The sequence below is a fragment of the Actinomyces bouchesdurhonensis genome, from assembly GCF_900128465.1.
In the GTDB taxonomy this organism is placed as follows: Bacteria; Actinomycetota; Actinomycetes; order Actinomycetales; family Actinomycetaceae; genus Pauljensenia; species Pauljensenia bouchesdurhonensis.
The window spans coordinates 160,254-180,039 of sequence record NZ_LT635866.1 but is presented as its reverse complement, the minus strand read 5'-3'; the positions used below and the strand labels follow the sequence as shown (position 1 = coordinate 180,039).

Annotated in this window: 16 protein-coding genes and 2 pseudogenes; 11 read left to right on the top strand and 7 right to left on the bottom strand. The window is 63.4% G+C overall.

The genetic code is table 11. From position 1 onward, the window contains the following. Positions 1–37 precede the first annotated feature (37 nt). Positions 38–574: pseudogene (locus BQ7477_RS03250) on the top strand (XamI family restriction endonuclease); the annotation flags it as partial. Positions 575–629: 55 nt separating this feature from the next. Here the strand turns inward: BQ7477_RS03250 and BQ7477_RS03245 are convergent. The 4 genes from BQ7477_RS03245 to BQ7477_RS03230 all read right to left on the bottom strand — a co-directional run bounded on the left by BQ7477_RS03245 (position 630) and on the right by BQ7477_RS03230 (position 4,585). Next, positions 630–1,259 (bottom strand): O-methyltransferase, encoded by a 630-nt coding sequence (locus BQ7477_RS03245; RefSeq protein ID WP_073982793.1) that lies wholly within the window; start codon positions 1,257–1,259, stop codon positions 630–632. 306 nt (positions 1,260–1,565) lie between these two features. Further along, positions 1,566–2,696 carry an Mrp/NBP35 family ATP-binding protein gene (locus BQ7477_RS03240; RefSeq protein WP_073982792.1) on the bottom strand — a complete coding sequence of 377 codons (1,131 nt, stop codon included), beginning with the start codon at positions 2,694–2,696 and terminating at the stop codon, positions 1,566–1,568. Between the two features lie 10 nt (positions 2,697–2,706). Further along, on the bottom strand, positions 2,707–3,288 hold the full coding sequence (locus tag BQ7477_RS03235) for a DUF1003 domain-containing protein (protein ID WP_073982791.1): 582 nt from the start codon (positions 3,286–3,288) through the stop codon (positions 2,707–2,709). After that, positions 3,281–4,585 carry a magnesium transporter MgtE N-terminal domain-containing protein gene (locus tag BQ7477_RS03230; RefSeq protein WP_073982790.1) on the bottom strand — a complete coding sequence of 435 codons (1,305 nt, stop codon included), beginning with the start codon at positions 4,583–4,585 and terminating at the stop codon, positions 3,281–3,283. Before BQ7477_RS03230 ends, BQ7477_RS03235 begins: the two co-directional genes overlap by 8 nt. A 103-nt stretch (positions 4,586–4,688) precedes the next feature. Between BQ7477_RS03230 and BQ7477_RS03225 the strand changes: the two genes are divergently transcribed. Continuing rightward, positions 4,689–5,336 carry a YflT domain-containing protein gene (locus BQ7477_RS03225; protein ID WP_073982789.1) on the top strand — a complete coding sequence of 216 codons (648 nt, stop codon included), beginning with the start codon at positions 4,689–4,691 and terminating at the stop codon, positions 5,334–5,336. Positions 5,337–5,370: 34 nt separating this feature from the next. On the opposite strand, the gene BQ7477_RS03220 is transcribed toward BQ7477_RS03225, so the two are convergent. The 3 genes and pseudogenes from BQ7477_RS03220 to BQ7477_RS03210 form a co-directional block, all read right to left on the bottom strand. After that, a complete protein-coding gene (locus BQ7477_RS03220) occupies positions 5,371–6,879 on the bottom strand; it encodes an aminopeptidase P family protein (RefSeq protein ID WP_073982997.1) in 1,509 nt (502 codons plus the stop codon). 119 nt (positions 6,880–6,998) lie between these two features. Further along, the gene (locus BQ7477_RS03215; RefSeq protein ID WP_073982788.1) at positions 6,999–7,997 is read right to left on the bottom strand and encodes an asparaginase; all 999 of its coding nucleotides are present in this window, start codon (positions 7,995–7,997) and stop codon (positions 6,999–7,001) included. 16 nt (positions 7,998–8,013) lie between these two features. Then, positions 8,014–8,598 (bottom strand): annotated as a pseudogene (locus BQ7477_RS03210) (amino acid permease); the annotation flags it as partial. Between the two features lie 405 nt (positions 8,599–9,003). On the opposite strand from BQ7477_RS03210, the gene BQ7477_RS03205 reads away from it, so the two are divergent. From BQ7477_RS03205 to BQ7477_RS03165, 9 genes are all read left to right on the top strand, one after another. Continuing rightward, positions 9,004–9,852, top strand: a complete 849-nt coding sequence (locus BQ7477_RS03205) for a PHP domain-containing protein (protein ID WP_073982786.1) — start codon at positions 9,004–9,006, stop codon at positions 9,850–9,852. Further along, positions 9,849–10,475: a MarC family protein gene (locus tag BQ7477_RS03200; protein ID WP_073982785.1), complete on the top strand. Its 627-nt coding sequence runs from the start codon at positions 9,849–9,851 to the stop codon at positions 10,473–10,475. Before BQ7477_RS03205 ends, BQ7477_RS03200 begins: the two co-directional genes overlap by 4 nt. Before the next feature lie 204 nt (positions 10,476–10,679). Further along, complete coding sequence (locus tag BQ7477_RS03195; protein WP_073982784.1) at positions 10,680–11,306, top strand: peptidase; 627 nt, start codon at positions 10,680–10,682, stop codon at positions 11,304–11,306. Between the two features lie 665 nt (positions 11,307–11,971). Beyond that, complete coding sequence (locus BQ7477_RS03190; protein ID WP_073982783.1) at positions 11,972–14,338, top strand: glycogen/starch/alpha-glucan phosphorylase; 2,367 nt, start codon at positions 11,972–11,974, stop codon at positions 14,336–14,338. A gap of 166 nt (positions 14,339–14,504) precedes the next feature. Then, complete coding sequence (locus BQ7477_RS03185; protein WP_073982782.1) at positions 14,505–14,867, top strand: GntR family transcriptional regulator; 363 nt, start codon at positions 14,505–14,507, stop codon at positions 14,865–14,867. A 19-nt stretch (positions 14,868–14,886) separates the two neighbouring features. After that, the gene (locus BQ7477_RS03180) at positions 14,887–15,615 is read left to right on the top strand and encodes an ABC transporter ATP-binding protein (RefSeq protein ID WP_073982781.1); all 729 of its coding nucleotides are present in this window, start codon (positions 14,887–14,889) and stop codon (positions 15,613–15,615) included. Positions 15,616–16,972: 1,357 nt separating this feature from the next. Then, entirely contained in the window at positions 16,973–17,809 is an 837-nt protein-coding gene (locus BQ7477_RS11330; protein ID WP_129582486.1) for a hypothetical protein, read from the top strand. A 661-nt stretch (positions 17,810–18,470) separates the two neighbouring features. Next, a complete protein-coding gene (locus BQ7477_RS03170) occupies positions 18,471–19,040 on the top strand; it encodes a hypothetical protein (protein WP_234968660.1) in 570 nt (189 codons plus the stop codon). Between the two features lie 86 nt (positions 19,041–19,126). Beyond that, positions 19,127–19,786: AlbA family DNA-binding domain-containing protein (locus BQ7477_RS03165; RefSeq protein WP_073982780.1), on the top strand; the 660-nt coding region annotated here is incomplete at its 3' end.

Below are 19,786 nucleotides of genomic sequence, written 5' to 3'. Positions count from 1 at the left end.
ACACCTACACCCTCAATTATGAAGAGCCCGTTTTCCCTGGTTTCGAGAGGGGAGGACGCCTACTGATGAAGAGCTGCGCATCGCTGTCGTGTCGTCAACGGCAATTATCGCGTCCAGTAGATCGCAAACCCGTCGTCGCTCTGAAGCGAAGGACCGCCAGGAAGGCGACATTGCTCAGGCTTTGCAGGACGCGGGACTTCGCAAGGTCAGGCGGCGAACCGTTGACACGCCCTATCGTGCGCCCGACATCGGTGAGTTCTGTATGGAATCGGTGCTGGGAGGGCACAAGGCAGACCTGATAGCGCGCCTGTACGACGGCAGGATTTTGGCCATCGAAGCGAAGGTGTCACATTCTGCGGTCAATAGTTATAAGCGCGTCAATCACGATACGCTCGCAAAGGTCACCGGATGGCTCGTGCAGTTTGGTACACACGGTGTGGTCCCCGCCGCTGTTCTTTCTGGTGTCTTCAAGGTTCAAAATCTTCTCGAGGCACAGCAATCGGGCCTATCACTGTTCTGGAGTCACGACCTCGAGCAATTACAGGACTTTATTCGCCTCACGCGGGAGGCATAGACCGATCAGGGACGTCGCACGACCGAAAGGGGAACGGACAGCGCTGTCGCGGCTCTCAGCGCTTGACGGCGACAGCGAGGCCATCACCGACGGGTAGCAGCGTGGGCACGAATTCCTCGGAGTCGCGCAGATAGTTGACGACCTCGCGGGCGACGACGGTCCGCGCATCGCGGCGAGCGGGATCGGCGACCTGATCGTGCCACAGGGCATGCACGAAGGCGATCGTGCCACCAGGGCGGAGGATTCGCACGGCATGATCCAGATACTGAGGAGTCTCATCCAAATCACCGTCGAGAACAACCATGTCGTAGCCGCGTGCCGCCATGCGTGGAAGCACATCAAGGGCCCGCCCAGCGATGAGGCGTGTCCGGTGGGAAGACAGGCCCGCGGCGATAAAATTGCGGCGCGCGTGCCCGAGCAGCTCGGACTCGACATCAATCGTCGTCAGCACGCCATCAGGGGCCATGCCGTCCAACAGCCACAGGCCGGACACTCCCGCGCCCGTCCCCACTTCGAGGACTGCCCGCGCGCCAGACACGGCGGCCAGCATCCGCAAAGCGGCGCCGGTTCCAGAGGAGACGGGGGTAGCGCCCAGTTCGGATGCGACGGCGCGCGCGGCGGTCAGAGCATCGCTCTCCGCCACGTAGTCTTCGGTGTACACCCAGGTCTGGGCCTTATCCGCCATCACTGATCCTCACGTTGTTTCGGTCTCCTCGAAGCGGTGCGCCCACACGCGCCTCTCCACGCAACAGGGTACAGGCGAGGCGCGACCTGGGCGCGATGGCGCTCCGATTGCCCGCGAAAAACGCGATGAACCCCTGGCGCGTGCGTGCGCGAGACCCTCGAAAAGGAAAGAAAGCGACCCCTGGAACGGCTACGTTGCCCCGCACGAGCTGGCGCTGCTGGAGCGCCCCGATACCGCGGACGGATCCGCAAGCCGCAGTGGTCTCGTCAACCAGGACGATACCGCGGACGTGAGCGCGAGGGAACCTTAGTGCCGGAGTGGGGAGACCCCAAGCGGGCGACCCGCAAGGCCGCGGTTCGCGCAGGACAGCTGCTTGGCGAGGGCAGTGAGCACCTCGGCGGCGGGACCGGTTGCGACGGCAACGGGTTCACCGCGGTCGCCGCCCTCACGCAGGGCGATGTCGAGGGGCACCTGGGCCAGCAGCGGCACCTCGTAGCCGAGCTGGGCGGTCAGGCGCTTGGACACGGACTGGCCGCCGCCCGCGCCGAAGATCTCCAGACGGGAACCGTCGGGCTGGGGCAGGAAGGACATGTTTTCGACGACGCCGATGACTTTCTGGTTCGTCTGGGCGGCGATGGAGCCTGCGCGTTCAGCGACTTCGGCGGCGGCGACCTGCGGGGTTGTCACGACGAGAATCTCGGAGGTGGGTAGCAGCTGGGCGATCGAGATGGCGACGTCGCCCGTGCCGGGAGGCATGTCGATGAGGAGTACGTCCAGGTCCCCCCAGAACACGTCTGCAAGGAACTGCTGGAGGGCGCGGTGAAGCATGGGGCCGCGCCACACGACGGCCTGGCCGTCGGGCACGAACATGCCGATGGAAATGACTTTGACGCCGCCGGCACCCACGGGAGGGATCATCATGCCGTCGATGACCTGCGGGTCGTGGTCGACGCCGAGCATGCGCGGGATAGAAAAGCCGTAGATGTCCGCATCCATGACGCCGACTTTCAGGCCCTGAGCGGCCAGCGCGGCAGCCAGGTTCGCGGTCATGGAAGACTTACCGACGCCGCCTTTGCCGGAGGTGACGGCGATGACGCGCGTGAGGGAGTCGGGGCGGGAGAAGGGAATCTCACGCTCGGGGCGACCGCCGTTGAGTTTCTCGCGCAGCGCCTTCTTCTGGTCGTCGTCCATGACGCCCATCTCGACGCTAACGTTCTCGACGCCGTCGAGGGCGCCCACGCGCTCGGTGACGTCTTTCGTGATCTGGGTCCGTAGGGGGCATCCGGCGGTGGTGAGCAGGATCTTGATGGCGACGGACGAGCCGTCGATGGTGATCAGGTCGGGGGTCACCATGTTGAGGTCGGTGATGGGGCGACGGATCTCGGGGTCGATGACCTGGCCGAGGACTTCCATGACGGAATCGAGCGTGACTGGCATGGCCCCCACTCTACTGTTCGGTGTCCTCATCTTCTAGGGGACGAACGGCTTCGTCGCTCTCGTGCTCGCTCTCGGTAGATGCCTCGTTTAACGAGGCGTTGGCGGCGTCCGCAGCGATCTCGGCTCGTAGGTCTTCGAGCATGTCGCGCAGCTCAGAGCGCACGAAGTCGCGTGTGGCGACATCTTGGAGGGCCAGGCGCAGGCCAGCGATTTCTCGGGCAAGGTACTCGGTGTCGGCGAGGTTACGCTCGGCGCGAATGCGGTCCTGTTCGGCCACGACGCGGTCGCGGGCGTCCTGTCGGTTCTGCGCGAGCATAATGAGCGGGGCCGAGTACGAGGCCTGGGTTGAGAATGCGAGGTTTAAGAGGATGAAGGGGTAGGGGTCCCACGCGGAATCTTCGCTGATGCCCGCAAGAAGGAGGTTCGCGGTGATCCACGCCACGACGAAGATTGTCATGTAGAGGACGAAGCGGGGGGACCCCATGAAGCGGGCGGTAGCCTCGGCGAAGCGACCGAAGCCGTCGCCGCCACCAGAGGAGCGGCGGAAGAACCAGCGGCGCTTTTCGAGCGGGTTGTCCAGGCGATCAGCCATCGATGCTCCTTGCCATCATGCGGTCGGTCACGTCGTCGTCGAAATCTCGCCAGTCTTCGGGTAGCAGCTCGTCGAGCACGTCATCGACCGATACGGCACCGTGCAGGTGCCCATCCTCGTCGACGACGGGCAGGACCGTCAGGTTGTAGGTGGCCAGCAGTCGCGTGACCTTCGCGATGTGCGCGTTGGGGTCCACGGCCTCAATGTCGCGGTCCAGGATCGTTCCGAGCAGAGTTTGTGGGGGTTCGCGCAGCGCCCGCTGAATGTGGACCATGCCCAGGTACTGGCCGGTCGGTGTTTCCTGTGGCGGACGGGCAATGAAGGCGACGGTAGCGATCGAGGCTGGGATGTCTTCGCGGCGCACGGCTGCGAGCATCTGGGCGACGGTCGCGTTGGGGGCGAAAATGATCGGTTCGGTGGTCATTAGTGAACCCGCCGTGGACTCGTCGTAGGTCATGAGGCGTCGCACGTCCTCTGCCTCTTCGGGTTCCATGAGGGCCAGCAGGGACTGCGCCTGCGCGGCAGGCAGTTCGGCGACGAGGTCTGCAGCGTCGTCGGGTTGCATGACGTCCAGAACGTCGGCGGCGCGCGCCGCCTGGAGAGCGGAGACTATCGCCACGCGGTCGTCGTCACCGAGCTCCTCGAGCACGTCGGCCAGGCGCGCGTCGGTGAGCTGCTGGGCGACCGCCATCTTGCGGTCGTGGGGCAGGGAGTGAATGAAGTCCGCTAGGTCAGCTGGACGCATGTCCTCCGTGTACTGCAGGAGCGCGGTGGCCGCCTGATTCGAATCGGTTTTAAGCAGGCCAGACACTTCGGAGACGTCCACTGTCAGGGTTTCGCCGCTGCGCGTGAAACCCAGGGATGAGGTGCGTACGCGTTGGACGTGCAGCGTGGAGATAACCCAGTCCTTGGGACGGCGTTGACGCATAGCCACGTCGAGGATACGCACCTGCCCGGAGCCGTCGTTCATGGTGACGACCCGGTCGAAGAGTTCGGACAGGACCAGGGTTTCAATGGGGCGCTGCGTGAATGAACGAATGTTGAGCAGGCCGGTCGTGATGACGGAACCGGATTCGATGGAGGTCACGCGAGTGAGCGGTAGGAAGACGCGCTTACGCGGCCCGACCTCGACGACGAAGCCGATGACGTTGGCCTCTGATTTCAGCCGAAAGATGACGACGACATCGTGAATCTTGCCGACCTGGTCGCCCAAAGGGTCGAAAACACCAGTGCCGGCGAGCTTTCCAATGTACACGCGGCGACCCTTGGTGCCAAGTTCAATAGATGCAACGCTCACCTAATCATTTTAGGCTGGTGACGTTGAATGCGTCGTAACGGAGAGCCGGTACCGGGTGGACAATGAGTCCCAGGTCACCTGGCTGTGGATGATTGGAGAGAGAATGCCCGTCGTGATGGAACCGAAGATGCCCACTGGCACCGAGGTGGCTTCCTACCAGACCTACGCGCAGGCGCGCGCGGGGGTTGACTTCCTGTCTGACAACGGTTTCGACGTTTCGTCGATCACGATCGTTGGAACGGACCTGCACATGGTGGAGCGGGTGAGGGGGCGTCTCACGATTGCTCGCGCGTCGATGTCGGGCGCGTCCAGCGGCGCCCTGTGGGGTGCTCTCGCCGGCATGTTTATGTCGGCTGGGAACAATGCGGGTGGTACGGGGCTGTGGGTCCTGGGCGGCATCGTGGTTGGCGCGCTCGCGGGCATGGCGTTGGCGGCTCTGGCGTTCATCCTGCGTGGGCGCAACCGTGATCTTGTTTCGTCGCAGCAGGTTGTGGCGCTGCGCTACGCGATCCTGGCTTCCGCTGACATTGATCGTGCTTTCACGCTTCTGCAGCGCACGCCCGGGAATATGGCTCGCCCCAAGCAGGCGCGTGAGCAGGCCACGCGTCCCCGCAAAGATCCCACCGGTTTTTTCCCCGATGGGCGACCGCGTTTCGGGGCGGCCACGCAAGATGGCGTGGTTCCGGGCGGGGACGCCCCGGCCTCGTCCCCGGAGGGAGACCAGACCGAGGCGCCCGATCAGCGCCCGTAAGAGCGCTTGACGTGGCGGGATGCGCTCGGTGCGCTCAGCGCCCCTGGACGCGCGCGATCCACGCTTCGACGTCGCTGATCGTGCGCGGAATGTCTTCGGAGATGCGCGTGACGGTGCCGTCGGCGTTCACCACGACATCGTCTTCGATACGCACGCCGATGCCGCGGTACTCTTCGGGGATCAGGAGGTCGTCGGCGCGGAAGTATAGGCCCGGTTCGATTGTGAAGACCATGCCCGGCTCCAGCAACGCGCCCTGGTAGAGTTCGGCGCGCGCTTTCGCGCAGTCGTGCACGTCCAGGCCCAAGTGGTGGCTGGTGCCGTGCGGCATCCAGCGGCGGTGCTGCTGGCCGGTGGTGGCCAGGGATTCTTCGGGGGTGACAGGCAGGATGCCCCACTCATACAGGCGGGAAGCGATGACCTCCATGGCGGCGTCGTGCACGTCCTTGAAGTGGCAGTCCGGCTGGCCCGCGCGCGCCAGAGCTGCCTCGCAGGCGTCCAGGACGGCCTGGTAGACGCGGGCCTGGACCTCGGTGAAGTGGCCGTTGACGGGCAGCGTACGTGTGATGTCAGCGGTGTAGAGTGAGTCGACCTCGACGCCGGCGTCGACCAGCACCAGGTCGCCCTCGCGCACCTCGCCGTCGTTGTCGATCCAGTGCAGGGTGTTCGCGTGGTTGCCGGCGGCTGCGATGGTCTCATACCCCAGGCCGTTGCCTTCCTCGCGGGCGTTGGCCGCGAATGCGCCTTCGATGACGCGTTCGCCGCGGTGGTGGCCGACGGCTCGCGGCAGAACGCGGATGATGTCTTCGAAGCCGGCCTTGGTGACTTTGACCGCGCGGATCATTTCCTCGACTTCGTAGGTGTCCTTTTTGAGGCGGATTTCGGAGAGGTGTTCTTCGAGTGCTTCGTCGGCCTCGCGCGCGTCGTCTCCGAACGGTAGGCCCGCCTGGTTGCGCACTTCGTTGACCATATTTTCGATGTGGGTGTCAACGCCGCGAACGATGCGCAGGCTCACTTGGCCGACGTCCTTCGCCAGGGCGTCGCGTAGCGTGTCGATGTGGCGTGTTTCCAGGCCGGTCGCTGCGGATACCTCGTCGAGGGAGGGGCGTGCACCCACCCAGAATTCGCCGTAGCGCGGGTTGGCGTAGAACTCCTTGGAGGAACGTGACGCGCGTGGCTTGAAGAAGAGCAGGGCCGTGTGCGTGCCGTCCTCATTCGGTTCGAGCACCAGGACCGTGTCTGGTTCCTTCTCACCGCCCAGGCCCGACAGGTGCGCGAACGCGGAGTGCGCCCGGAAGCGGTAGTCGCAGTCGTTCGAACGGACTTTGTAGGGTCCGGCGGGGATGACGAGGCGTTCGCCGGGGAAGAGGAGTCCCGCTTTGAGGGCGCGTGCGCTCAGGAAGTCGGCGACGCGCTGGCGTTCGGGCAGCTGGGTTGGGCGCGGGGCCCACCCGGATCCGATGAACTCACGGAAGGCGGAGGACTGGGGCTGACGGGAGCGACTTTCGCCGCGATCAGCCATGGACTGGGATTCTTCTTCACTCATGGCGACCATTCTACGGTGTGGGGAGGGAAGGAAACCTTGCGCGTATGAGTGTGCTCCGGCCTCGTGCCCGGTGTGGGGGCGCGTGGGACGAGGCCGGGGCCGGGTCGGGTGCAGATCGCTCAGTCCTGGAGAGTGAGTTCCCCGGCGATGGAGCTGCCCATGTAGGTCGCGAAGTCAGCGCCCCGTTTGTCTTGTGAGAGCAGGAAGACGGTCTTGGCGTACAGGGCTTCCAGCGTCATGTCGTGGGCGCCGACCGCGCCGAGCTTGGCCAGGGCGTTGCCGGCCTCATAATGGCCGAGCATGACTTCTGCCTGGTAGCACTGGGAAGCGACGATAATCGGCACGTCGGCGTGTGCCAGCACGTCGAGGACATCCACCAGGCCCGGTTCGGAGGCTGGAATGTTACCCACACCGAAGGTGCGCAGGATGAGCGCGGCCGGGTGGGGCGTCGTCATCGCGCGCAGGCGGGCGGCGCTGATCCCGGGCACCACGTCGATGACGGCCACGTCCTGGCGCGTGTACGGGCTGGGATCCTGCCAGCCGGTACCGGGATGTGGAGGCCCGTACCAGCGCCACGGGGCGCCCGTGCGTGCCAGGGGTGACACGGACGGCGACTCGAAGCCTCGGAACGCCCACGACGAGGTCTTGGTGGCGCGGTTGCCCGCCAGGAGCTTGTGGCCGAAGAAGAGCATGACGCCTTGGGCGTGTGGTGAGATTGCGGCGCGCAGTGCGCCCGTGACGTTCGCCGAGGCGTCCGACCCGACGACACCGAGTGGGTACTGGGAGCCGGTCAAGACGACCGGCTTACCCAGGTTCGCCAGGGCGTAGGACAGCGCCGCGGCTGAATAGGCCATCGTGTCCGTGCCGTGCAGGACTAAGAAAGCGTCGGCCTCGCCTGCGTGCGCGTTAATGTCGTCGATGATGGCCTGCCAGTCCTCGGGGGTGGCCTCCGAGGAGTCGATGAGCGGGTCCAGCGTTGACATTGAAATGTTCGACGCCAGTTCGATGCCTTCCAGCTGGGATTCGAACCAGCCCTGCAGGTCAGCGCCGGGGCGCAGACCCTCCGGGGAATCGACCATGCCGATGGTTCCGCCGGAGTACGTGACGTGAAGACGCATGAGAGTACCCTTCGTTTTACTCGCCGGTGACCAGGGTCTCGTCACCCTGGAGCGAGGCGGCGGCCTCGTCGGTCAGGTTGCCGACGCGTCCGCGCACGTAATACCAGTCGGCGACCATGAGGATGACGACCACCGTGAAGAAGAGCAGCGCCAGGTAGTTGGTGTAGGGGGCGCCCGGCATGCGGAACTCGGGACGCTGCTCCTCGCCGCGCTTGACCTTGCGCAGGAACGCCAGGTGGGAAATGAGGATCATTGCCCAGGTGCCGGCGATGTCGATGCCCGCCAGATCCATGACGATGTTGAAGGCTTTTGTGGGAACGAATGCGTTCAAGAGAACGCCCAACGGGCCGAGCGACGCGGTGATGATGATGCCGCCGGAGGGGACATGGTTCTTGTTGAGGCGGGAGGCGAAGCGCGGCCCCTCGCCCACGAGTGCCATCGAACGCAGCGTGCGACCGGTCGCGTACAAGCCCGCGTTTAGGGAAGACAAAGCAGCCGTCAAGACGACAACCTGCATGATGTCACCCGCGTGGGGCACACCGATGCCAGAGAAGAATGTCGTGAAAGGGGAGTCTTCCGACGAGTAGGCGTTGTAGGGCAGCGCGGGGCCGCCCTGGGCCAGACGGCCGCCGACACCCAGGAACAGGCCGGTGCCGATCGACCCGCCGATCGCGATCATTTGGATGTGACTGTTGTTCAAAGCCTTGTTATACCCGGCATCACCCGCGTCGGCGGCGGTGGACACCTGAGTCTGATCGTTGTCAGACACGCAGTACTCCAATCAGTGTTGAGGGGACCGAAGAGCCGTGCGCAGCCAGTTTCCTACAGTGATCGACGCCTCGCCGGAGGTGGACGGATTCTCAAAACTGGCTGTGGCCAGCGAAATAACGTGCGCGTGACGTTGAGTGCACGCTGAAAATTCAAGGGATTGTGCCAGGGCCAGGCGCGCTCGCGGGTCATGCCTGCGCGAGGCGGTGGTGTGACCGGATTAATGCGGTAGTCTCAGATGGTGAAGCGAATTGATCCCCATACTCATAGCGCTTACTCGGATGGAACTGACACTCCCGCGCAGCTCCTTGCTATCGCCGCGCAGGCCGGACTCGACGCGATCGCGTTAACCGACCACGACACGACGGCCGGGTGGAACGAGGCCGTCACTGCGGTTCCTGCCTCGGGCGTCAGTCTTATCCGGGGTGCCGAAATGTCGTGCTCTGCCTCGGGTATTACCGTGCACCTGCTGGCCTACCTCTTCGACCCGACCAACCCCGGCCTCGTCGAAAATTTCCGCCGAACTCGCGAAGACCGCGAAACCCGAGCGCAGCGAATGGTGGCAAACCTGGCCGCCGACTACCCGATTACGTGGGAGGACGTTGTGTCTTTCGCGCCCGTTGGCGGCCCTGTCGGGCGCCCGCACATCGCTGACGCGCTCGTGGCCGCCGGAGCCTTCCCCGACCGCAGCGCAGCTTTCGTCGAGGCCCTGCACCCCTCCGGCCCCTACTACGTTCACCACTGGGCGCCCGACCCAGTCGAGGCTGTGCGCTGCGTGCGCCAGGCCGGGGGAGTTCCCGTCCTGGCCCACCCTCGTGCCCGCAAGCGCCAGCGCCTGCTGCCCGAGGCCACGATCGCCGACATGACGGCGGCCGGACTCTTCGGCATCGAGCGCGACCACCGCGACCATGGACCCGAGGACCGTGCCGACGTCGAGCGCATGGCCCGCGACATGGGCCTGGCCATCTTCGGTTCCTCCGACTACCACGGCACCGGTAAACCCAACCGCATCGGTGAAAACACGACCAACCCCGACGTGATTGCCGAGGTCGTCGCGCAGGGCTGCATCGAGGTGGTGCGCCCGTGAGCATTTTCGACGTCGCGCTCTTCGCCACGGCCTTCACGACGCTGACGGTCATCATGGACCCGGTCGGCACCGTGCCGATCTTCCTGGGGCTCACCTCTCGCTACTCCCAGCATCAGCAGCGGCGAGCTGCCATCCAGGCAACCTCCGTGTCCTTCGGCGTGATCCTCACCTTCGCGATCCTGGGCGGACAGATCCTGCGTCTTTTGAACATTTCGATGGAAGCCCTGCAGCTTTCCGGCGGCGTCCTGCTCTTCCTCGTCGCCATGGAACTCCTCATGGGCACCGACTCTTCGGCCCCCGATACGGGAGACGAGGGCGTCAACGTTGCGCTCGTACCACTGGGGACGCCGCTCCTCGCCGGGCCCGGATCCATCGTCGCCGTCATGGTTGCTGTCGGGCAGGCGGGTGTGAACGTCGGCTCGTGGATTGCTGTTGTGGTTGCAGTGATCCTGGCGCACGTCGTCATGTGGTTGACGATGCGGTTCTCGCTTGTTCTGTCTCGCTTGTTGGGGCCCGGCGGCATCATGCTGCTGACCAAGATTTCAGGTTTGTTGTTGGCGGCAATTGCGACGCAACTCATCATGGAGGGTATTTTCAAGTTTATTGCGTCAGCGCAGGGGTGATGACCTGCCCGAATGTTCGTTACTTACCGAGTATTTTCCTTAAATTTCTACAGTTTGTGCAGCCTACGGGGGTGTGATTTTAAGATAAGTCTTCGGAATGGTCAGGAAGTGTTGTAGGGTAAGGCTCAGCACCCTGAGATGATGCGCCCCGCATCGGTCAGGGTCGAGCATTCATCCCTCATCACATCCTCTTCAGGAGACATAATGAAGAAGACGACTTCATCGCTGTTCGCCGCCAGTGCAGCGCTCGGCATCATCGCCGCCTCTGCTGGTGTCGCGTTCGCCGCCGAGACCCCCATTGGCGATCCTGTGAAAGATAACCCGAGCGTCAGCCAGCCCACTCCAGCCCCTTCTGTCCCCGCGTCCCAAGAACCCACCCCCGGTGGTGAGACCCCCGGTGGTTCGACGCCCGGTGGTTCGACCCCTGGTGGTTCGACCCCTGGTGGTGAGACCCCTGGTGGTGAGACGCCCGGTGGTTCGACGCCCGGTGGTGAAACCCCTGGTGGTGAGACGCCCGGTGGTGAGACGCCCGGAGGTGAGGTTCCCAGCACTGATCAGCCTGACACTTCGGCCCCCGGAGCTGAGCCGGGTACCGGTTCTAACGGTGTCGCAGGTTCACGCGTGAGCGCCCGCGGTCAGGTTTCTCCCGGCAATGGCCTTTCCCCTGTGAGTGCGCGTCGCGGTATTCAGGGTGTGGGCGCACCCGCGGAGGGTTCTGCTGCGGCCAACTCGACGCTGGCGAACACCGGCTTCTCCTCCCTCGCTGCGGGCGCAGGTGTCATTGCGCTGGCTGGCGGCGTGACCCTCGTGATCGCTCGTAAGCGTCACTGAGGCGTTGTTGTCTGACAAACGTTGTGGGTCTGCTCGCTTTGAGCGGACCCACAACGTGTCTAGTTTGCGCAGCTCGGCACTGATTTGTGCACGAATGTGCATACATAACCCGCAGATTTGCAACGAAAACCAGGTGTTTCGCCTTGAAATGATATGCGCGTCACATGCACAATGGGGGTACCGAAAGTCACCATGAATTGAGCCCTCATGATGAACCGGTGATGGAAAGTGGCACCGCTCCATCGAGGGGTGCCACTTTCCTGTATATGCGCCCCTGCGGGCAGTGCCCCCGCAGGGGCGCACCCCCGTTGCCTCGTCCGTCGTGTCGGCTGCCTATGCCGTGCCCTCTGGGGTGTTGGGGTCTCGAGACCGTGCAGCGTCTTCCCTCTCAGAGTGTTGTTCCTGTTGTCATCGCGGAACGCGCGCGGGTCTTCGCGCAGGTCCGACCGCGTGTGGGCTGGTAGGGGAGTGTGAGGGTTGGGTCTTTAGTCATGGGGTCTATCCAGGTGGTGTAGTCGGTCACGTGGGCGGGGGTGGTGAATCTCCCAGAGGGCGGTCACAACAGGGAATTAGCTGCTCGGATCGGTAATCTCTAAGGTGAGGCCCGATCCCTATCCGGGACTCGCCGCTTGGCGGGAGGGCGTAGACACAAAAAAGGAAGTCATATGACGCTGGATCTGACGCAGTCGCTGCCCTCGCACGTGCGTGCGACCTCCGGGCGCCCCGTTGAAGACTCGACTCTGATGGAGGTGTGGCAGGGTCTGTCCGCTGCCATCGTTGATCAGATCGCTGACAACTGGGCCGCCACCACCGAGCGTTATGCCAAGGGCCGTCAGGAACACTACTTCTCCGCCGAGTTCCTCATGGGCCGCGCCCTGCTGAACAACCTGTCGAACCTCGGCCTCGTCGACAAGGCTCGCGAAGCCCTCGCCGCCTACGGCCTCGACCTCGGTCAGGTCCTCGAAGAGGAACCGGACGCCTCCCTCGGTAATGGTGGCCTCGGTCGCCTCGCCGCCTGCTTCCTCGACTCCTGCGCCACCCTGGACTTGCCCGTGCGCGGCTATGGCATCCTCTACCGCTACGGCCTGTTCAAGCAGCTCTTCGACAACGGCTTCCAGACCGAGCATCCGGACCCGTGGATGGAGGAAGGCTACCCCTTCGTCACCCGCCGTGAGGAGCTCTCCCGTATCGTCTCCTACGCCGACCTGACCGTGCGCGCCGTCCCCTACGACATTGCGATTACCGGCTACGGCACCAAGAACGTGGGTACCCTGCGCCTGTGGAAGGCCGAGCCCATCGAAGAGTTCGACTACGACGCCTTCAACTCCCAGCGCTTCACCGACGCGATTATCGACCGTGAGCGCACCATGGACATCTCCCGCGTCCTGTACCCCAACGACACCACGTTCGAGGGCAAGGTCCTGCGCGTGCGTCAGCAGTACTTCTTCTGCTCCGCCTCCCTGCAGGAGATCGTCGAGAACTACGTGCGTCACCACGGCACCGACCTGAATGGCTTCGCCGAGTACAACGCCGTCCAGCTCAACGACACCCACCCGGTCCTCGCTATCCCCGAGCTCATGCGTATCCTCATGGACGAGCACGGCCTCGGCTGGGAAGAGGCCTGGGCGGTCGTCTCCAAGACCTTCGCCTACACGAACCACACGGTTCTGGCCGAGGCCCTCGAGACGTGGGACATCCACATCTTCGACCGCCTGTTCCCGCGCATCGCCGAAATCGTGCGCGAGATCGACCGCCGCTTCCGCATCGACATGGCCGAGCGCGGCCTCGACCAGGGGACCATCGACTACATGGCCCCCGTCTCGGGCAACACCGTGCACATGGCCTGGATCGCCTGCTACGGCTCCTACTCAATCAACGGTGTCGCCGCCCTCCATACTGAGATCATCAAGCGCGACACCCTCAAGGAGTGGTACGCGATTTGGCCCGAGCGCTTCAACAACAAGACCAACGGCGTGACCCCGCGCCGCTGGCTCAAGCAGTGCAACCCCCGCCTGGCTGCCCTCCTCGATGAGGTCACCGGCTCCGACGCGTGGGTCCGCGACCTCACCGAGCTTTCCAAGTTCACCGAGGCTGGCACCGACGACGTGCTCGCTCGCCTGGGCGAGATCAAGCACGCCAACAAGGTCGACTTCGCCGCGTGGGTCAAGGATCGCGAGGGCGTCGAGATCGACCCCGACTCGATCTTCGACGTTCAGATCAAGCGCCTGCACGAGTACAAGCGTCAGCTGCTCAACGCCTTCTACGTCCTGGACCTGTACTTCCGCATGAAGGACGATCCGACGCTGGACACCCCCAACCGCGTGTTCATCTTCGGCGCGAAGGCCGCCCCCGGCTACATCCGCGCGAAGGCCATCATCAAGCTCATCAACGCTATCGCTGAGCTGGTGAACAACGACGAGGACATCAACGGTCGCATCAAGGTCGTCTTCGTCCACAACTACAACGTCTCGCCCGCCGAGCACATCATCCCCGCCGCCGACGTTTCCGAGCAGATCTCGATGGCCGGCAAGGAGGCCTCGGGCACGTCCAACATGAAGTTCATGATGAACGGCGCCCTCACCCTGGGTACCCTGGATGGTGCGAACGTCGAGATTCTCGAGGCCGTGGGTGCGGACAATGCCTACATCTTCGGCGCGACCGACGATGAGCTGCCCGAGCTGCGTCGCCACTACGACCCCCGTTGGCACTACGAGAACGTCCCCGGTCTCAAGCGCGTCATCGACGCCCTGACTGACGGCACGCTCAACGACAACAACTCGGGTTGGTTCTACGACATCCGCCACTCGATCCTCGAGGGCGGCTACGATCCGGCCGACGTGTACTACGTCCTGGGTGACTTCGCCTCCTACCGTGAGACCAAGGACCGCATGGCCGCTGACTATCGCGACCAGAAGGCTTGGAACAAGCGCGTGTGGGCGAACATCTCCCGCTCCGGTCGCTTCTCCTCGGACCGCACGATCTCTGACTACGCTCGCGAGGTCTGGCACATTGAGGGTGAGCCGATCGACTGACGCGCTCGCGTAGGGGAGGCCCGGAACCGCACGGTTCCGGGCCTCCCTTGTTGTCCGGGAACGTGTGCGTCAGCATATGGTCGAACTGTGTTAGTGGGTTGACACAGTTGAGCATCCATGTCATTGTATTACTGTATTAATACAGCAAGATAGGAGGGACAAATCGATGCGCATCGATGACACCCGCCCCATCTGGATCCAACTGGCCGACAACTTCCGCGCCCGCATCACCGACGGCACGTGGAAACCCGGCCAGAAGATCCCCTCCGTCCGCGACCTCGCCATCGAGGCCGGCACCAACCCCAACACCGTCCAGCGAGCCCTCGCCGCACTCGACGACGAAGGCCTCACCGTCCCCAAGCGGACGGCCGGACGATTCGTCGCCACCGACGACAGCGCACTACGCGCCCTCCGCCAGGAGGACGCCCGCGCCGCGGCCGACGCCTTCATCCGCGCCTGCCGAGCCCTCAGCGTCGACCGCGAAGGGGCCCACGGCCTCGTCGATGAACGCTGGAACGCGGACCTGTAACCCAGGAGGACACACTCTCATGACCACCCAACCCATGGGCGCGAGCGCGACCGGCCCAGGCCTCGTCGAGGTCACCGGCCTGACGAAGAGCTACCGCTCGACCCCCGCCCTGCGCGACTACAACCTAAGCCTGGAGGCCGGGCACATCGTCGGCCTCATGGGCCCCAACGGCTGCGGTAAGACCACACTGCTCAAGATCCTCGCCGGAGTCCTCTCCGACTACGAAGGCACGGTCACCATCGACGGGCAGACACCCGGCGTCGCCACCAAGGCGATCGTCTCCTACCTGCCCGACGCCGACTTCCTCAACACCGACTGGACCGCTGCGGACGCGATCCGTGTCTACTCCACGTTCTTTAGCGACTTCGACGCCGACAAAGCCGCCTCGATGGTCGACTTCTTCGCACTGCCCACCGACCGCCGCCTCTCCGAGATGAGCAAGGGCATGGGGGAGAAGCTCCAGATCAGCCTCATCATGTCCAGGCGCGCCCGCGTGTACCTGCTCGACGAGCCCATCAGTGGCGTCGACCCGGCGACGCGCGACGTGATCCTCGAGGGCATCCTGCGCGAGTTCGACCCCGCGTCGCTGCTCATCATGTCCACCCACCTCATCTCCGACATCGAGCACTTCGTCGACTACGCGCTCTTCATGAAGGACGGACAGGTCCTCCTGCAAGGCGACGCCGACGACCTGCGGGCCGCCCACGGTGATTCCCTCGACGCCATCTTCCGGAAGGAGTACCGCTGATGTTCACCAAACTGCTTGCCTACGAGATTCGTNTGGTCGGCGTGCGCCTGCGCAAGACCCTTCCGGCGGACATCGAGCAGATCATCGCGTCCGGTGACGTCGAGGCCGTGGCGCGCGCGGTCGCGCGCTGCGAGATCGGCGCGTACCTGCGGGGGTCCGCCTACGAGCCGAGGCTCATGCATTTCCCTGCTTCCGAGGAGATCACGGACTTCCTGCTGACACGCGGCGAGGACATCAACTCGCGTGACCGGTATCAGCGCACTCCGATTCACGCGCGCGTGCGGTCGCGATGCCTCGATCAAATCCCGTTGTTGATCGCTCGCGGAGGCGACATTAACGCCCGCGACACCTCCGACCAGACGGCGCTGTTCGGCGTCGTCGAGCGTTTTCCTGTCGCCGACGTGTCGCAGATGATTACGTGGGGCGCGGATCCGCTGGTTGTTGCCGACTCGAGGGTGTACGGGAAGGCGACGCTTGTGGAGAGCGTGGTGGCCTGGCACAACTTCCTGGACACGCCGCGCGCGCTCGCGGTCATTCGGTTGCTCCTGTCCGTTGGGGCACCCGTCGGCGAGCGTGTGCCGACCGCGCTGCGGGCCATGGACCGGATGCGCTGCACGTTCATCACGCACGGTCTGCCGGAAACGATTTCTCAGGCGACGTTCGACGAGGCCTCGGCTGCGTTGTCGGAGCTGTGCGCGCTGTTCGGGGTGGAACAGCGCGAGGCGCAGCGCGCGCCTGTCGTGGGGGAGCGGCTGGAGCTGGATCCGTCCGTGCCTGCACTGCGTCAGCACGGGGAATTATGGGATCTTCTTGTGCCCGACAGTGGCCAGTGTCAGACGCTGCAGGGCGAGGTCATTCGCATTGCGGGGCGGGTTGGCCACGAAGTGTACGACAACGGCGGCATCAACTGGGATCGCTCTTTTGGGAAGCTGCTGGACCAGTATCTGCGTGTTGTCGCGTCCGGTGTTTCGCTGCCGCCTGATTCTCTGTCCCGCGCCGAGGCCGCCGTCGCCTCCCTGAAGGCGCGCAGTATGAACACCGGCGACGTCGACGAGATTACGAAGCTGTCGGTGTCGTGGGTGCGCTTGAACCCGGTCCTGGTGGAGGCGGATCTGCCTGACGTGGGGCGGTGAGTTGCTGGCACAAGTGACTTTGCTGGAGTGATCACATTTGTGTGGTGGCGCGGTTGGGTATTCTGCGCAATGAGGCAGTTGCTGCTAGGTAAGTGTTTGTCGGCTGCGGGTTTACTTTCTTATGTTGGTGTACCGCTAGTTGAATGCGCTGTGTGTATGTCAAACGATACCTATCGTATCTACCGGTACCGCTCTCAACTTTTTGTGTATGCTATTATAGCATTATGGAAGAAGGTCAAATCTCTTGTAACTGCACGGGTCGTCAAAGTGTGGAATTATGGATTAGGTGTGGCGTTCTAATAATATTAATTGTAATTGTCTCCTGTATATTTTGGTACCTCTTATCGGATCGGGCTTCCGTTGACTTTTGTGAAGTATTGCGCGGTGGAATTGTCTGTGATCTTTTGATAGTCGTACTGTGTGTCGCGTTTGGTATTGCTAATTCGGAAATTGATAAGATGGCCTGTTTTCGGAATCAGCTTAGTCTTCTCTTTATCTTTGTAGTAATGTCGACTGTGGTTTTTTCTGCAATAAGCGGGCGGTCTCTTGCGTACTTTGTTGGTGATTCTCGTGATGGCTTGGTGTCTCTCTATGCCCCACTGATTTTGAGTCTTGTTGTGATTTTGGGCCTTGTGGGGCAGCTGTGGCTGGCAGGAATTGAAAGTGTTGCGGTTCAAAAAGATGTTATTCTTGCCGCTCCTCTTGTTGTGATTGGCATTTTTTTGCCAAAGTTGTTTGACTCATACGAGGTTTTGAGAGCGACCTGCTTTTCCTTGAAGTGTGGTCTGGAGAAGCGTGATCAAATTGTAATCTTTGATTTGATTATTTCAATTTCAGTGGCATTGGCTTTTCAGTATATTTTTGTGAAGCTCTGGGAGCTTGCGCGTTCTAAAAACAAGAATTCCGTAAAAGCAAAGTCTATGCCCGGTTCTAAGTGGTGCAGCGCTGCACGGCTTGGAGCTATCGGACGTTGGCGTGGTCGGCGCCAGCGAGTAAACCCACGTGCAAGCTTGTTGCCGAAGAGGTGTTATACCCGATCGGGAAGATTCAATCGGTTCTGATCAGGTTGAATGTTCCCGATCAGGTTGATTCTTGCTGCTAGTGCGCTTGGAGATTTGGTCTCGGTTCGGTGTTGTGCCGTCGGATCTCAGCGAGTGTGTCAATGGTGATCACTCAAGGTGTGTCGCCGTAGTGAGGCTTGTTGCTAAGTGGTGTTAAACCACTTAGCGGGGGATTACACCAGTTCGGAGGTGGTGTAATGCTCCCTAACTGGTGTAATGCTCCCTAAGCCGTGCAGCGCTGCTCGACCTGGGCCTGTTGGATGCCGACATGTGCAGTGTCAGCGAGGGAGCCCGTGCAAGCTTGTTGCCGATGAGGTGCTACACCCGATCGGGAAGATTCAACCCGTTCTGATCGGGTTGAATCTTCCCTAACGGGTTGAATGTTCCCGATCAGGTTGATTCTTGCCGCACCCTGAGGAGCCAAACAGCGGAGGGGCCCAAGCCTTTCGGCTCGGACCCCTCCTCATGTCGTATCAGTGCAGTGTGAGCGTCGTGTGGGCGGTGCGGTGACCGGCGTGCGCGTCAGGCCGCAGCACAGTCACTAGCCGACCGAGCTACGTCACCCCTTGGCGAGCGGCGCAGCNTCACGCCGGCCGCCTGCGCGATCGCGGCCCTGGCCGACTACTGGAAGACCCTCTACGGGCAGCGCGGCTACTTCACGATGAGTCTGCCAATCACCGGAAAGGTCATCTTCTGGGCGAAGAACACCCGCATCGCGATCGAGTGCCTCCTGGCCCTCGCCCTGGCCGTCGGCGGAATCATTGCGGTTGCCGCGGCCGCCGCGTGGAGCGACGGCATCAGTCTCGCCGAGTACACGGCCGGACCGCGCTCCCTCGTGGCCGGAATCCCCACCTCCACCGTGGTCCTCATGATCGCCGTTCAGGTCATCCTGTCGATGTCCTGGATCGTGCAGGCCTGCGCCGTCATGACGATCGGCGCGGAAGGACGCTTCAACCACCTGGGTTTCGGTGCCCCCATCATCGGTTTCGTGCTGGTGTACGTCATCGACCAGATGCTGTCCATGGTCGCTACGTTCTTCATCCCGCTGTCCGTCACGACCGACGGACACTTCTCCACCGAGATCATGTGGACCTCGGTCCGGGCCACGATGGGAACCGACGGCCAACCCAACGTCATCGGCATCGGCTCCTACATCCTCGTGCCCCTGTTCGCCCTGATCCTGGGCGCGTGGGCCTCCCGCTCGATCGAGAAGCACACGTCCTTGCGCTGATGGCGCCACGCGCTGAGGCGCAGTCGGCGGTGGGATAGGGTTATGACGTCCGATCCCGCCGCCGACTCGTTGTGTGAGGAGCGCAGATGACAGCCGAGGGACCCCGCTTCGGGGCCACACCCCAGAACCCCGACCTGCTGCGGTGGATCGGCATTCAGGTCGTGCTTCTTGTCCTGGCTTGGGTGATCGGTATGGTCGTGCGGCGCCTCCTGGCCTCGCGCATGACGATGTCCACGGCCTCGGCGACCCTCACCGGCCTGGGCGGCCTGTGGGGCGGCCTGCTGGTCGCAGGCTGGATCTTCTCCTCCTCCGACATGTGGCGCCCCGCGATGATCGGCGTGGCCGCCCTGGTGGCCCTCGTCGTGGTCGTCATCGTCTCCCTGATCGTCGCTTACCTGCATCCGCGCCCCGGCCTCGACCCCATCGCCGAGGTCGCCAAGCGCGGCGAATCCGACTCCCTCGAATTCAAGTCGAGCGCCCGGTGGAACATGCGCGCCGGCAAGCGCGACGACGCCATGGAAACCGTCATCGCGAAGACGGTCGCCGCGTTCATGAACTCCGGCGGCACCCTCCTCATCGGCGTGGACGACGACGGCCGGCTCATCGGGCTGGGCCCCGACTACGCGACCCTCAAGAGCCCCGACGCCGACCGCTTCGAGCTGTGGATCCGCGACCTGTGGGGCCAGCGCCTGGGCACCAACGCGGCCGCGCTGCCCCTCCTCGACTTCGCCGAGGCCTCGGACCCC